The 14,194-nt window shown below is 71.4% G+C and carries 11 protein-coding genes and 1 pseudogene; 5 read left to right on the top strand and 7 right to left on the bottom strand.

What is annotated here, in order from left to right:
• Positions 1–141 precede the first annotated feature (141 nt).
• From AB0M27_RS26290 to AB0M27_RS26280, 3 genes and pseudogenes are all read left to right on the top strand, one after another.
• Positions 142–1,191 (top strand): hypothetical protein, encoded by a 1,050-nt coding sequence (locus AB0M27_RS26290; protein ID WP_365724681.1) that lies wholly within the window; start codon positions 142–144, stop codon positions 1,189–1,191.
• A gap of 157 nt (positions 1,192–1,348) precedes the next feature.
• The gene (locus AB0M27_RS26285) at positions 1,349–2,155 is read left to right on the top strand and encodes an SGNH/GDSL hydrolase family protein (RefSeq protein ID WP_365724679.1); all 807 of its coding nucleotides are present in this window, start codon (positions 1,349–1,351) and stop codon (positions 2,153–2,155) included.
• A 50-nt stretch (positions 2,156–2,205) separates the two neighbouring features.
• Positions 2,206–2,574, top strand: a pseudogene (locus tag AB0M27_RS26280) (GNAT family N-acetyltransferase); the annotation flags it as partial.
• On the opposite strand, the gene AB0M27_RS26275 reads toward AB0M27_RS26280, so the two are convergent.
• The 6 genes from AB0M27_RS26275 to AB0M27_RS26250 all read right to left on the bottom strand — a co-directional run bounded on the left by AB0M27_RS26275 (position 2,524) and on the right by AB0M27_RS26250 (position 9,179).
• Positions 2,524–3,891 carry a glycosyltransferase gene (locus AB0M27_RS26275; RefSeq protein WP_365724718.1) on the bottom strand — a complete coding sequence of 456 codons (1,368 nt, stop codon included), beginning with the start codon at positions 3,889–3,891 and terminating at the stop codon, positions 2,524–2,526. The pseudogene AB0M27_RS26280 and the gene AB0M27_RS26275 overlap by 51 nt on opposite strands.
• 151 nt (positions 3,892–4,042) lie before the next feature.
• Positions 4,043–5,173 (bottom strand): serine hydrolase domain-containing protein, encoded by a 1,131-nt coding sequence (locus AB0M27_RS26270; protein ID WP_365724677.1) that lies wholly within the window; start codon positions 5,171–5,173, stop codon positions 4,043–4,045.
• Positions 5,174–5,268: 95 nt separating this feature from the next.
• Positions 5,269–7,023 carry a TIGR03767 family metallophosphoesterase gene (locus AB0M27_RS26265; RefSeq protein WP_365724675.1) on the bottom strand — a complete coding sequence of 585 codons (1,755 nt, stop codon included), beginning with the start codon at positions 7,021–7,023 and terminating at the stop codon, positions 5,269–5,271.
• Between the two features lie 201 nt (positions 7,024–7,224).
• A complete protein-coding gene (locus AB0M27_RS26260; protein ID WP_365724673.1) occupies positions 7,225–7,716 on the bottom strand; it encodes an NUDIX hydrolase in 492 nt (163 codons plus the stop codon).
• Positions 7,717–7,725: 9 nt separating this feature from the next.
• Positions 7,726–8,730 (bottom strand): pyridoxamine 5'-phosphate oxidase family protein, encoded by a 1,005-nt coding sequence (locus tag AB0M27_RS26255; protein WP_365724671.1) that lies wholly within the window; start codon positions 8,728–8,730, stop codon positions 7,726–7,728.
• Positions 8,731–8,732: 2 nt separating this feature from the next.
• Positions 8,733–9,179 (bottom strand): VOC family protein, encoded by a 447-nt coding sequence (locus tag AB0M27_RS26250; RefSeq protein ID WP_365724669.1) that lies wholly within the window; start codon positions 9,177–9,179, stop codon positions 8,733–8,735.
• Between the two features lie 109 nt (positions 9,180–9,288).
• Here AB0M27_RS26250 and AB0M27_RS26245 point away from each other — a divergent pair, with 109 nt between their 5' ends.
• Together AB0M27_RS26245 and AB0M27_RS26240 are read left to right on the top strand one after the other, a co-directional pair.
• A complete protein-coding gene (locus AB0M27_RS26245; RefSeq protein WP_365724667.1) occupies positions 9,289–9,831 on the top strand; it encodes a CGNR zinc finger domain-containing protein in 543 nt (180 codons plus the stop codon).
• Between the two features lie 155 nt (positions 9,832–9,986).
• Entirely contained in the window at positions 9,987–13,289 is a 3,303-nt protein-coding gene (locus tag AB0M27_RS26240; protein ID WP_365724665.1) for a S8 family serine peptidase, read from the top strand.
• Between the two features lie 50 nt (positions 13,290–13,339).
• Here AB0M27_RS26240 and AB0M27_RS26235 read toward each other — a convergent pair whose 3' ends face one another.
• Complete coding sequence (locus tag AB0M27_RS26235) at positions 13,340–14,194, bottom strand: hypothetical protein (RefSeq protein WP_365724663.1); 855 nt, start codon at positions 14,192–14,194, stop codon at positions 13,340–13,342.

Genomic DNA, 14,194 nt, shown 5'->3' with positions numbered 1-14,194 from the left:
GGTCCGCACCCGATCGGACCAGGGGTTTCCCGTCCCTACTCGGCATCCGAACACCTGACCTTTAGTCCCCTCTTGTCCGCATTCTTCGACGGCCGTGTAACAGCGGTTAAAGGTGGGACCGGGCGCGGGAATCCCGACGCCATGACGCACAACACCCCGCTCTCCCCCCGCCCCCTCCGCCACCTCTCCGAGGTCCACCGCCGCGTCCTGACGGCGGCCCAGCTCCGCGCCCACGGAGTGACCGCGGCCGAGCTGACCGAGCAGTGCCGCCCCGGCGGACCCTGGCAGCTGCTGCTGCCGAACGTGGTCCTCCTCCACCCCGGCCCCCCGACGAGCCAGGAGCGTCTGCACGGGGCGCTGCTGTACGCGGCCCGTGAGTCCGCGCCCGGCGTCCCGGCCCAGCCGACGGCCGAGGAGCCGCACCACCCGGTCTACGCCGACGCGATGATCACGGGCCTCGCGGCCCTCACCCTCCACGGCTTCTCCGCCACCCCGCCGCTGCTCTCCCTCGACCACGTCGACGTCCTGGTCCCCCGCCTGCGCCGAGTGCGCTCCACGGGCTGTGTCCGCATCCTGCGCACCCCCGCCCTGCCCACGCCCAACGCTGTGACGGGCCTGCCGGTGGCACCGGTGCCACGGGCGCTGGCGGACGCGGTGGCGGAGCTGACGGACGCGCAGGCGGTACGGCGGCTGCTGACCGAGGCGGTGCGCGGCCGCCACTGCGAACCGGCCGCGGTCGTACGTGAGTTGACCAACGCGAAGCTGCTCAACCGCCCGCACGTGGTGGACGCGGTGGACGCGCTCGTGGCGGAGGGCCGCTCGATCGCCGAGGCCCGCCTGTACCGGATGGTCGGCGAGTACGGCCTGCCCGACCCGGTCTGGAACGTCGACCTGCGGCTGCCCGGCGGGCCGCACCTCGGCGGCCTGGACGCGTACTGGCCCGAGCAGGCGGTGGCGCTGGAGCTGGACACCCGGGCGCCCCGGCAAGGCCATCGGCAGGACGACGACGCGCTGTGTTCGGAGTACGCCCGCAAGCGGGAGCACCTGGAACGCCTCGGGATCACGGTCGTGTACACCACACCGAAGAAGCTCAGGGACGCGATGGAGCAGCAGGCGGCGGTGATCCGCACGGCCCTGATGGCCTCGGCGGACCGTGACCCGGCCGCGTATGTCGTGGTGCTTCCCCGGTAGTGACGGACCGGAGGGGCGCCAGGAGGGGAGAGGAGGGGCCACCGGGCCGATTCCGGTGGCCCCTCCTCGTGGTCACGGTCCCCGGGTGACGCTGCGTTCTCACCCGAACGGAGGAGCCTCGCGGGCGGCGCCGTCCGGACCACGAAAGATGAGAGGTATGCGACACACCCGGACAGCCGCGTGCTCGTCGGCCCTCCTGCTCGCCGCCTGCCTCGTCGCCGCCCCCGGGACGGCACAGGCGGCGCCGCTGAAAGCGGGCCCGGGGTACGTGGCCCTCGGTGACTCCTACTCCGCCGGGCTCGGTGCCGGCGACTACCTCCCCACCGGCACGAACTGCAGGCGCAGCGGCCGGGCGTACCCGGTCCTGTGGGCCTCGGCGCACAAGGTGGCGACCTTCGCCTTCGCCGCGTGCAACCACGCCCGCACGAGCGACGTCCTGTCCGGCCAGCTCGGCACACTCGGCGCCGGCACCAGGCTGGTCACCCTCACCGTCGGCGGCAGCGACGCGGGCTTCGTCGGCGTCATGGCGACCTGCGCACTGGGCGGCACCAGCCGCTGCCTGTCGGCCGTCGCCGGCGCCCGCGCCACCATGGACCGGTCCCTCGGGGACAGCCTGGACCGGCTCTTCTCGGCCATCAGGGACCGGGCTCCCACCGCCCACGTCGTGGTGCTCGGCTATCCGCACCTGTACCACCTCAGAGGCGTCTGCGAAATCGGCCTCCAGGACAGCGCGCGCGCCGCCATCAACGACGGTGTGGACCACCTCGACGCGCTGATCGCCCGCCGCGCCGCCGCCCACGGGTACACCTTCGCCGACGTCAGGGCCGCCTTCGCCGGCCACGAGATCTGCTCCCGGAGCCCCTGGCTGCACAGCGTCGACGTGCTGGCCCCCACCGAGTCGTACCACCCCACGGCCCCCGGGCAGAACCTCGGCTACCTCCCGGTCCTCGACCGGGCCTCCTGAACCCCGCCGGGCGCGGATTGGCACATCCGTCCCAGGGGCAGAAGTCCTCCATGTCCGCCGATCCCGTGTCCCTGCGGCCCGTCCGTGAGGACGATCTGCCCCTGCTGGAACGCTTCCTCAGCGAGCCCGAGACGGCGGGGCCCTTCCAGTGGTACGGGTACGCCGACCCGCGGCGGTTCCGGCAGCGCTGGACGGAGAACCGGCTCCTCGGTGAGGACGGCGGCCAGTTGATCGTCACGGCCGGAACCGAGCCACTGGGGTTCGTCGCCTGGCGGAAGGTCGTGGTCTCGGCCTCCACCCACTGCTGGAACATGGGCGCCCAGCTGCTGCCCGACGCCCGCGGCCGGGGCATCGGCACCCGGGCCCAGCTACAGCTCGTCCGCTACCTCTTCGCCCACACCCCCGTGATGCGCATCGAGGCCGACACCGAGGCCGAGAACATCGCCGAGCAACGGGCCCTGGAGAAGGCCGGGTTCACCCGCGAGGGCGTACTGCGGGGCATCGTCTTCCGGGACGGCCGGTGGCGCGACGGCGTCGCCTACAGCGTGCTGCGCCACGACCCGCTGCCCACCGACGTGTGAGGCGTACACCTCGTCGAGCAGGGTGGCGTAGGCCGCGATCATGCGGGTGCGGCTGAAGCGCTCCCGGGCGGCCTCCAGAGTCGGGGCCAGGTCCGTACGGCCGGCGGCCGCGGCGGACCAGGCCAGGGCGATCGCGCCCGGGTCCGGCGGGGTGACGAAGCCGAGGCCCTCGACGATCGACGCGCTGTCGCCGACGTCGGTCGTCACCGGGACCGCGCCGCACATCATGCCCTCGATCAGGCACAGCGGCGCCGCCTCGCCGGAGACGGAGGTCAGGGCGACGACGTCGGCGGCGGCGTACACGGCCGGCATGTCGTGCCGTACGCCGAGCAGGTGAACGCGGTCGGTCAGGGACGGCGCGTCCGCGAAGGCGTCGGCGAGGTCCGCGCGCAGCCCGGCGTTGCCGGGGGTCATCCCGGCACCGCACATCAGCACGTGCCCGCCGCCCTTCCGGGCCAGCCAGGCGCGGGCCGCCCGGAGCAGCAGGGGGACGTTCTTCATCGCGGCGTACCGGGCCGCGAAGACGACCACCGGCGCCCGGTCCGCGATCCCGAGGGAGGCGCGCAGGGCGAGCCGTGCGGCCGGGTCCGGGCGGAAGCGGAGCAGGTCGACGCCGTTGGGGATGACGTGCAGCAGCCGGCCGGGGATGCCGGCGGCCTCGTAGGCGGCCCGGGTGGACTCGGCGCAGCACACGCACGCGGCCACCGTGCCGTCGGCGATGGCGGCCTTCAGCTCCTCCAGGGCGGGGCCCTGGTTCTCCGGGTCGGAGCGGTGCAGACAGACCACCACCGGGCGGCGGGGCAGGCCGCCCTGGTTGAGCAGGGCCAGCGGCTGCTCCTTCAGGGAGAGGATCACATCCGCCCCGGCCATCGACCGGGCCGTTTCGGCCAGCTCGGGCCCGCTGAAAACGTTCGCCGCGAGCGAGCCGTCCACCAGGCCCGCGCTGCGGCCGAGCGAGGTGACGCCTACCCCGCCGGCGGTCAGCGCCCGGTAGCAGTGGTCGTCCTCCATGCGCTGCCGGGTGGCCTCGCGATGGACCTCGCCATGGATGCTGAGTACCTGGTGGGACTGGCCGCCCTCGGCTAGTCCCAGTACGACGTCGCTGTGCACGATCCGGGCTCCTCCGGAGAAGAAGCCCTCGTAGACCGACAGCACACGCAGTCCGTGCCTCGCACGCACGCGACCACCCGCCTTGCATAAATGATCGAGAAGATCGAGCCATCCCCGTCCAAAGCGGGTTAGCCGATATGAGGCGGTACGGACATTGCGTCCGCGTTAACACGGAATGACGCGGATGAAACGGTGGCTAACAGAATTCCGCTTCGGCCACCGCGCGCCCGTCGCCGGCCCAGTCCCCGTTGAAATTGAGGGCGAGGGAATGCCGGCCGTCCTGGGTCGTGATCGCCATCGAGATCGAGCCGTGGATGCCGCCGTCATGGCCCCACACATCAACGCCGCAGCTCAGCGGGGTTTCCATGAGGCCGAGGCCATAGCGTCCCGGAGCGGGGGAGTCCTTGATCTCGACCGTGGTCTTCATTTCCTTCAGCTGGTGCGACGGAAGGATCTTTCCGCCGAGCAGGGCGCCGTAGAAACGGTCGAGATCGGCGGAATCCGAGATCATTTCACCGGCCGCGGTGGCCAGGGACGGATTCAGGGTCGTCACGTCGTACGTCGGGCCCTTCGGGTCGGTGAATTTCGAGTACGCCCGGCTGCTCGGATGCGGCACGGTGACCTTCGTCCCGGGCAGGGAGGTGGCCCTCAGGTGCAGCGGGCCGATGATGCGCCGGGTGATCTCGGTGGCGTACGAGCGTCCCGTCACCTTCTCGATCACCATTCCGGCCAGCACGTAGTTGGTGTTGGAGTAACTCCAGGACGTGCCCGGCGCGAAGTCCGGCTTGTGGCGCATCGCGACGGCCACCAGCTCGCGCGGGGTGAGCGTGTCGTAGCGGTGCCGGGAGAAGCCCTCCTCGGTGAGGTAGGCGCGGCCGAAGTCCTCGTCCTCGGTGTAGTTGTAGATGCCGCTGGTGTGGTTCAGCAGCTGCCGTACGGTGATGTGCCGGCCGTCGTGGCCGTGCCCCTGGACGACGCCCGGCAGCCACTTCTCCACCGTGTCGTCCAGCGACAGCCGGCCCTCCGCCTCCAGCTGGAGCAGGACGGTGGCGACGAAGGTCTTGGTGATGCTGCCGACGCGGTACCGGTCGGCGGTGGAGCGCGGCGTGCCCGTGCGGAGGTCGCCCACGCCGGCGGTGGTGGACCAGGTGCCGTGGGTGTCCTTCGCGGTGGCGGTCACCCCGGGCACGCCGACCTGGATCTCGGCCTCGACGGCCTTGCGGGTGGCGGCGTGTCCGTGGCCCTCGGACGCCGCTGCGGCCGGAGCCGCCAGGGCCGCCGAGAGGAGTACGGCCGTGGCGGCCACCAGGGTCGTGCGTACGCGCATGTCTTCCCCCAACCTGTGCTGTTCGGTGCGGTCGGGGGAACAAACCGGTGTCGTATGCGCGAAGGTTGCTTGTCGCTAGGCCAGTTGAGTGGCATTCAGCCCTTCTTCAGCACCAGCTCCGTGTTCCGGTCGGCCGCGGTGCCCGCGAGGGTCTTGTTGGCGCCGGGGGCGTTGAAGGCCAGCTCGCGGTAGAGGGCGGCGAGGCCGGTCTGGGAGAGGTCGGCGAAGTCGGTGCGGTGCGGGGCCGCGGACTCGATCAGGGTGGTGAACAGGGAGATCGTGCCGTCCTTGTTGTCCACCAGCTCGATGATCCGGGCCAGGTGGGGGTAGTCGACGTGCGAGGCGGTGGAGATCTCCCAGAAGGAACGGCCGCCGGAGGCCTGGTGCGGGGTGATGACGTTCTTGTGGATGTGGCCGTTCACCCAGGCCAGGACGCCCGCGTGGGCGGACAGGAGCGAGATCACCTCGGCGCCGCTGTGCCGCTTCTCACCGGGGCGGGCCGGGTCGGGGCGGGTGTTGTCCATCGACTTGCTGGTGTGGTGGCTGAAGACGACGGCGTAGGAGTCCTTGTTGTCCTTCAGCGTCTTGTCCAGCCAGTTCAGCTGGGCGGTGCCGATGGAGCCCTCGTAGTGGCCGCCGGCGTCGGTGGTGTCGAGGCTGATGCCGATGACGTCGTCTGAGATGCGGAAGGCGTAGTACTGGGTGCCCGCGTCGAGGTTCGCCGAGGAGTAGCCGTGCCCGGCCGGCCCGTGCCCCTGGTAGGCCGGGTCGAGGTGGGCCTTGAGGTAGTCGGCCTGGGTGTAGGGGGCGCGCTTCTCGTCCGGCGTGACCGAACGCATCGAGCGGGCGTGGGCCTTGAGGAAGTCCCGGTAGCCGGTGCCCTTGGGGTCCGTGGCGTTCTTGATGGCGTCCTGGAGCTTCTGGGCGTCGGCGTCGGACACGCTGAACAGCTTCTTGCCGCCGATGGCCGCCTCGGCGAGGTAGGGGTCGCCGTGGGAGCCGTAGCAGCCGAGCGGGAGGGCGTCGTGGTTGCCGACGGTCGAGAACCAGGGCAGCTTCAGGCCGGGGCTCCGCACCTCGCGGATCGCGGCGGCCAGGAAGCCCTTGAGCTGCGGGAAGCCGAGCGCCTTGTCGCCGTCGCGGAGGGTGGAGTCGGGCTGCCAGTACAGCTTCAGACCGCTGTTCTGCACGCCCTCGTAGTGCTTGGCGTCACCGGAGTTCGGGGTGATGCGCCCGCCGCTCATCACCTTCATGAACCACTCCAGTTCGGAGTGGGCGTTGTTGTCGGTGTTGTCGCCGGTGGTCATGACGAAGTGGAGCGGGGCACCGGTGACGGGGGCGCCCCGCAGCGCGTTGACCCGCTCGACGAGCGAGACGGCGCCGGGCACGGTGAGCGCCTCGTGCGGACGCCAGGCGTGCACGTCGTGGGAGCGCAGGTACTCAAGGCGCAGCGGGTGCTGGACGTCCTGCAGATGCAGGTCGGTGAACTGCACGAACGCGGCGAGGGTCGTACGGCGTCCCGCCCGGCCGGACTTGGGCGTGGCCAGCTCGCTGCGCACCACCCGCCCCCAGCCGGGGCCGTCGCCGAGCCGCCGGTAGCCGGAGCTGTTGCGCGGCGCGGCCACGGAGGCGAGGGTCGTGCCCTTGGTGTAGGGGACGAGCGGGGCCGCCGCGGGGGCCTGCCGGGAGTGGGCGACCGGCGCCGCGGCGGTGGTGGTGGCGGCCTGGCTGTCGGTGGGGCGGAGGGCGTAGCCGACGCCCGCGGAGAGCGAGACCGCTCCGGCGGCGGCGAGGACGGTACGGCGGTTGACCTCCAGGGCGGAGGCGGCGACAGAGCGTATGCGCGACATTGGCGCGATCTCCCCGAGTGCGAACGCGTCGGCAGTGGTCGCGGGTCGTCGCTCACGCGAACAACCCGCTCGCTCTGGATCGTTGGCACCGGGGATGACCTGCGTGTGAACGCGGCGGCAACGCGCAGCGCCGATCACCGTACGTGGATCACGGGGTACCGGTCGCGGTCATGGAGTGGATTGCGGGCGGCCGGGGGGCGGTTACTCCTCGTTCATCTCCTGGGGTACGGGAGGGGTCTCGGCGGTGAGATGTCCGTTCGCGGGGCGTTCCCGCCAGAGCCGCAGCGCGGTGTCGACCAGGGGCACCCGGTTCAGGTCCGGTACAACCGAAAGATCCTGCCATGCGGCGAAATCAGTCGATCCGTCGATCTCGTACCGCAGTTCACCGCCGACGACCTCTCCTTCGTAGATGAGACGCAGGGCGTGGTGGTCGGTACGACGTCGGTGGTGGCGGCGCCGGCGCAGGGTCAGCCGGTGCGAGTCCACGCCGAGGAGACCGGTCACCCGGACGCGGTAACCGGTCTCCTCCATGACCTCGCGGCGGGCGGTGTCGTACGGGTCCTCGCCGTGCTCCATGCCGCCACCCGGCAGCACCCACTCGGGAGTTCCGCCGGGCCCGGGTGAGCGGGCCAGCAGGATCCGTCCGTCGCGCACGCACACGGCGTAGGCCGCCACCCTCAAGTTCCGTCGCATGGACGGACGTTAACGCGCGATGTCCGGATTCGCCGGTGAGTATTCCGGAGCGGACCAACGCAGCGGCAGGGCGGCCGGGGTCCACCGGGCCTCGGTGAGGGTGAAGCGGACGTCGCGCTCGCCGGCCGCCGTGAACTCGGCGCGGGCCTCGCCGGTGAGCTGGAGGGTCGTGCCGGTGGTCCAGTCGAGGAAGAGCAGTCCGGCGCGGGGGTCGCTGCGCAGATTGCCGAGGGTGAGGAACATGGCGTTGCCGGGGTAGTCGGACCAGGTCAGTTCGTGTGGTGAGGTGACCTGGACGAAACCGGGGTTGCCGCCGCGGTGGCTGACGTCGGCTCCGCCGGGGTGGACGGTGGCCAGGAAGAAGGTGTCGGCCGAGCGGATGAACTCCGTTGCCTGCGGGTCGAGTTCGGTCAGCCTGTGAGGGCTGCCCGGCTCGCGGTCGGCGAGTGTCTCGTACGAGTTCCTGCGCTGGATGTATTTGGGGCAGTTGGAGAAGACCTGGTCGGCCTCTACGGCGAAGCCGCGGGGTGTCGGTCGCAGCCGGCCGTTGAGGCGCATGCGGCGGCGGGTGCGGGGGTCCAGGGCGATGGTGCCGATACGGGTGCCATGACTTTTCAGCGCCGCGGTGAGTGGGTCGCTGATGTCGTCGTGCGGGTGCGGGTCGCTTGTGGTTGCTCGCGCCCACGCGGCGGCAGCCGCAGATCGAACACAGCCCCGCGCCCCTTTGGGTTGGCTTTTCTGCCGCCCGTCAGATCCATGCCCGGCGCCAGTGACCACCGACATCTGCCTCGGGCCCGTCGCCCGCACGAACCCGGGACTGCCCGTGAGGGCGGATGCCCACACCCTCCCCGTCCCCGGGTCCGCCGCCCCCACCACCAGCAGGGGCTGGACTTCCAGGAAGGCCGCCGCGACCGGCTTGATGTCCTGGCCTAGGGAGCGGCCCACGTGGTCGGCGCGGTCGCGGACGCCGAGCAGTTCCTGCACGGCGAGCGAGCCCGCGTGATAGGTGCTCACGGCTAGAAGAAACCGCAGGTCGGGGCGTCCGAGTGGGGGGCCGGGGCGCCGTCGGGGCCGAGGGGGGCGGCGATCTCCAGGCGGATGCCGTCCGGGTCGTGGAAGAAGATCCCGCCCGAGGTCCCGCCCTCGCGGTGGGCGACCACGCCGTCGTAGGCGAAGTCCGCTCCGGCGGCCCGCAGCGCGGTCTCGTACTCCCGGACGCGGTCGATCGAGTCGACCGTGAAGGCGAGGTGGTGCAGCCCGGGGCGGCCGCTGTCGCAGGAGCCCTGTGCCTGCTGCCAGAGGGTGACGAGCGGGGCGCCGCCGGTCTCCCCCAGCATCGCCCAGCGCTGGTCGTCCTCCTTGCCCTCGGCGAGCACGGCGAAGCCGAGGAGGTCGCGGTAGAAGGCGAGCGAGCGGTCGAGGTCGGTGACGTTCAGGCCGGTGTGCGCGATGCGCGGGGTCATGGCTCTTCCCTTCGAGGTACCTAACCGTTGTACCTCAAGCTAGACGGTTAGAGGCAGGGTCGTCAACCGGTCACGTACTCTTTACTGGTTAGCCGAGAAGGAGTGCCCGATGTCCATCGCCCACGACCCCCGCCCGCTCACCGGCGAGCCCCTCGCGCTCGACCTGCTCAACACCCGGTGGAACCGGGAAGGCGTCACCCAGGACCTGCTCGACGGCACCGAGGGCCTGGCGGTGTGGCTCGCGAGCAACGGGCTGGCCGGGGATCACGCGGCCGACGCGGAGGTGCTGGAGCATCTGCGCGAGGCGCGCGAGGCGCTCAAGGCGGCGGTGGACGGGACACCGGCCCAGGCCGCGCCGCTGATGGACGCCGTACTGGAGCACGGGCGGATCCGGGTCCGGCTGACCCCCGACGGCCCCGCCGAGGAGCCGGAGTTCGCCGATCCTTCGTGGGGGCCGGCCTGGCTGGCCGCCCGGAACTACCTGGAGCTGATCACCCGGGCCCCGGAGCGCATCCGGACCTGCGCCGGCGGCACCTGCATCCTGCACTTCCTCGACACGTCCCGGAACGGCACCCGCCGCTGGTGCTCGATGGCCGCGTGCGGCAACCGCGCGAAGGCGTCCCGGCATTACGCGCGCTCGAAGGAGAACTGACTCCATCTCCGCCCATACGGGGCCAATACCGGCAGAACGCATCGCGGGTTTTCCCCATACATCGATATCGATTCGGTCAACGATCCCCAAAGAACAGTCCCTTGGGTAAGGCTGAGCGCCCTCGTCCGCTCAATTCCTTGACCTGAGGGATGCCGATGACCCACACGCCCGAGCGTGATCCCATACCCGGTCCGAGACGCCTGGCCCGCATAGCCGTGGCCGTGGGCGCGGTGGCCGCCCTGTCCGCGGCCGGGCCGATACCCCTGGCCCTCGCCGCGGACACCCCGCCCGCCCCACAGGGGCAGTACGACTCCGACGTCAAGTCCGCCCACGACAAGCTCGGTTCGGACGACGCCGATCTGCTCGCCGAGGCCAAGGCCGACGGCGACAAGAACGTCACGATGATGATCGCGACCGCCCCGGGACAGACCGGGCAGGTCGCCGAGGAGCTGGACTCGGTCAAGGGCGGCTCGGTGGGCCGTACCTACGACAAACTCGGTTACGTCCGCGCCACCGTGCCGACGGCCCGGGCCGACGCCGCGATCAGGGCCGCCGCCAAGCTCTCCTCGGTGCACGCCATCGACCTCAAGCAGGAGATTCCGCTCGACGACCCGACGCCGAGCGGCGCCACCTCCGGTTCCACGACGGGCACTTACCCGGCCCCCGGCAGGAACACCCCAGCGAAGAACCCGTACAACCCGTCCTTCGAGACCGGCGCCGTCGACTTCGTCCAGGACCACCCGAAGTGGGACGGCCGGGGCATCACCATCGGCATCCTCGACTCCGGCGTCGACCTCGGCCACCCGGCGCTGCAGAAGACCAGCACGGGCGAGCGGAAGATCGTCGACTGGGTGACCTCGACCGACCCGATCGTGGACGGCGACGCCACCTGGCGCCCGATGGTCACCGCCGTCTCCGGGCCGAGCTTCTCCTACGGCGGCGCGACCTGGACCGCGTCTTCCGGCTCGTACGAGATCAGCACCTTCAAGGAGTCCGCGACCACCGGCGGCGACGAGAAGGGCGACCTGAACCGGGACGGTGACACGACCGACAGCTGGGGCGTGTTGCACGACCCGGCGGCCGGCACGGTCACCGTCGACCTGGACAACGACCACGACTTCACCGACGACACCCCGATGAAGCCGTACAAGGACGGCTACCAGGTCGGGTACTTCGGCACCGACGACCCGAAGACCGACGTGGCCGAGCGGGTGCCGTTCGTCGTACAGATCCGCAAGGACGTGCCGATGGACCCCTACGGCGGGTCCTGGGTCGGCAAGAAGGCGGACTTCGTCAACATCGGTGTCATCGAGTCCGAGCACGGGACGCACGTCGCGGGCATCACGGCCGCGAACGGCCTGTTCGGCGGCAAGATGAACGGCGCGGCCCCCGGCGCGAAGATCGTCTCCGCCCGCGCCTGCACCTGGACCGGCGGCTGCACCAACGTGGCCCTCACCGAGGGCATGATCGACCTCGTCGCGAACCGCGGTGTCGACATCGTCAACATGTCGATCGGCGGCCTGCCGGCGCTGAACGACGGCAACAACGCGCGCGCCGAGCTGTACACCCGGCTGATCGACACCTACGGCGTCCAGCTGGTGATCTCCGCGGGCAACTCCGGGCCCGGCGCCAACACCATCGGCGACCCGGGCCTCGCCGACAAGGTGATCTCGGTCGGTGCGGCCATCTCCAAGGAGACCTGGGCCGCGAACTACGGCTCGGCCGTGGAGAAGAAGTACCAGATGATGCCGTTCTCCTCGCGCGGCCCGCGTGAGGACGGCGGCTTCGCCCCGACGCTGGTCGCGCCCGGCGCCGCGATCAACTCCACCCAGACCTGGCTGCCCGGCTCACCGGTCACCGAGGCGGGCTACTCGCTGCCGGCCGGCTACTCCATGCTCCAGGGCACCTCGATGGCCTCCCCGCAGGCCGCCGGCGCCAGTGCGCTGCTGCTGAGCGCCGCCAAGCAGAAGGGCATCGACCTGACGCCGGCGAAGCTGCGCACGGCGCTCACGTCGACGGCCCAGCACATCAAGGGTGTTCAGGCGTACGAGGAGGGCGCGGGCCTCATCGACATCGTGGACGCCTGGGAGGCGATCAAGGACGACGCCTCCGCGCACGACTACACCGTCAAGGCGCCCGTCGACACCGCGCTCGACCAGGCCCTGAAGACCCCGGGGTACGGCACCGGCCTGTACGACCGCGAGGGCGGTCTGAAGGCCGGCGAGAAGAAGACGTACGACATCACCATCACCCGCACCTCCGGCCCGGACCGTGCGGTCTGGCACGAGCTGGGCTTCGAGAACAACGCCGGCGCGACCTTCCGGATCCTCGGCGACGACCTCGTGCGGCTGCCCCTGAACCAGCCGGTGACCGTGAAGGTGCAGGCGGCCCCGGGGGCGGCGGGCATCAAGAGCGCCATCCTGGACGTCGACGACCCGTTCACCGAGGGGATCGACAAGCAGATCCTCACCGCCGTCGTCGTCTCCACCCCGGTGCACTACACCTACACCGCGACGAACTCGGTGCAGCGCGACAGCACTCGGTCCTACTTCCTGACCGTGCCCGAGGGCGCGAAGTCGCTGAAGGTGGCGATCGGCGGACTGAAGGACAAGAGCCAGACCCGGTTCATCGCCATCCACCCGTACGGCGTCCCGGTCGACAACACCGGCACCCCGTACTGCTACCCGAACTACCTGGACGGCAACGGCTGCAAGCCCGACGTGCGCTCCTACGCCGACCCGCAACCCGGCGTCTGGGAGGTGGAGGTGGAGTCCCGCCGTACGTCCCCGCTGCTGGACAACCCGTACACGCTGGACGTCGCCGTCCTCGGCGCGGCCTTCGACCCGGAGACCGTGACCGTGCCCGAGGCCAAGGTCGGCAGCCCGGCCGCCGTCTCCTGGAAGGTGACCAACACGTATGCGGCCCTGGACGGCAAGCCGGTCGGCGGCCCGCTCGGCTCGGCCAAGACGGCCCGCCCGTCCATCAAGGAGGGCGAGACACAGACCACCACGGTGGACGTCCCGGCCGGCGCCAAGTCCCTCGATGTCGCCATCGGCGACGTCTCGGACGCCTCCGCCGACCTGGACCTGACGGTGTACGACGCGAACGGCAAGCAGGTCGCGCAGTCCGCCGACGGCGACTCCGAGGAGGCGGTCTCCATCCCGTCCCCGGCCGCCGGTACGTACACCATCAAGGTCGTCGGCTACTCGGTGCCGTCCGGCTCGACCGACTACGACTACCGGGACGTGTTCTTCTCCCCCACGCTCGGCTCGGTCATGGTCGACGACTCGGCCCCGGTCAAGCTCGGCACGGGCGACTCGGCCACGGTCACCGGGCAGGTCACGGCCGCGGCACAGGCCCCGGCGGGCCGTGAGTTCTTCGGCCAGGTCCAGTTGGTGAACGCGCGCGGCACGGTCGCGGGCGTGGGCAGCGTGAAGATCGAGAAGGTCACGCCGTAACGACAGGGTGCCTTCGGTGAGGGGCGGGTGTCCGGGGGGACACCCGCCCCTCACGGCTTGTCGGTGGGCGCCTCCTCGGTGGGGCAGGTCATGTGCCGGGACTTCGGCAGCGCCTTGGTGATCCAGGCGCGGTTGACGGCGACGCGGGTGTCGCCGACGGCCCACAGGCTCGCGTTCTCGTGGCCCACGCCGACCTGGACGAGGACGTGCTGGCCCGTGCGCGGGGCCGGTTCGGCGCCGCTGTCGAGCAGGAAGCCGACCTCGGCCGGTCCGTGCGCCGGCTTGTAGGAACGGATCACCTTCAGCGTGATCCGGCTCCAGGGGGACCGCTCTTGCGCCTCCACCTTGGCCACGGTGCCCTCCACGACCAGCCGGGAGCAGGCCAGGTCGAGTTCCGGGTCGGCTGGGCGCCCGCCGTCCCCGGAGACCTTGGCCCGGGCCGCACCCGCGCTCTTGTCCGCGGAGCTCGCGCTGTTGTCGTCCGAGGCACCGGTGTGCGTCACCATCCAGCCGAACCCGACGACCAGCGCGAAGGCCGCGGCCCCCGCGAGGGACCCGAACGCGACCCGCAACGCCCGGCGGGGCCCGGAAGGCCGGCCCGGCCGCGGGGGCCGCGGGGGGCGGCGACCGGCGCGTGCCGGCCGTGTGACTCCGCGAGGCCGCGGCACCGGCCCAGGACTCTCCCCGGGCTCCGTTTCGTTCCCGTTCGCCCGCTCCCCGGTCAATGCCTCCGCGAGCCAGATCAGCTGCTCCTTCAGCACCGCGACGTCGGCCTCGGCGGCCCGGTGCTCGGCGAGGAAGCCGTGGTCCCGGCGGGCCTCGTCGGGCAGCGGCTCCCCGGTGACGGCAGCCATCAGCGCGTCCATGCCGCCGTACTCCCCCGCGCTTCCGTGTCCGGCGGTCAC

It is taken from the genome of Streptomyces sp. NPDC052107, assembly GCF_040680215.1.
GTDB lineage: Bacteria > Actinomycetota > Actinomycetes > Streptomycetales > Streptomycetaceae > Streptomyces.
Note: the sequence above shows the minus strand (reverse complement) of the source record. Positions and strands in the feature narration are given on the sequence as shown.

Bases quoted from the DNA above. Each gene is read 5' to 3' on its own strand.
- AB0M27_RS26290 (WP_365724681.1), top strand. From the start codon at position 142: ATGACGCACAACACCCCGCTCTCCCCCCGCCCCCTCCGCCACCTCTCC.
- AB0M27_RS26285 (WP_365724679.1), top strand. From the start codon at position 1,349: ATGCGACACACCCGGACAGCCGCGTGCTCGTCGGCCCTCCTGCTCGCC.
- AB0M27_RS26270 (WP_365724677.1), bottom strand. From the start codon at position 5,173: ATGCGCGTACGCACGACCCTGGTGGCCGCCACGGCCGTACTCCTCTCG.
- AB0M27_RS26265 (WP_365724675.1), bottom strand. From the start codon at position 7,023: ATGTCGCGCATACGCTCTGTCGCCGCCTCCGCCCTGGAGGTCAACCGC.
- AB0M27_RS26260 (WP_365724673.1), bottom strand. From the start codon at position 7,716: ATGCGACGGAACTTGAGGGTGGCGGCCTACGCCGTGTGCGTGCGCGAC.
- AB0M27_RS26250 (WP_365724669.1), bottom strand. From the start codon at position 9,179: ATGACCCCGCGCATCGCGCACACCGGCCTGAACGTCACCGACCTCGAC.
- AB0M27_RS26245 (WP_365724667.1), top strand. From the start codon at position 9,289: ATGTCCATCGCCCACGACCCCCGCCCGCTCACCGGCGAGCCCCTCGCG.
- AB0M27_RS26240 (WP_365724665.1), top strand. From the start codon at position 9,987: ATGACCCACACGCCCGAGCGTGATCCCATACCCGGTCCGAGACGCCTG.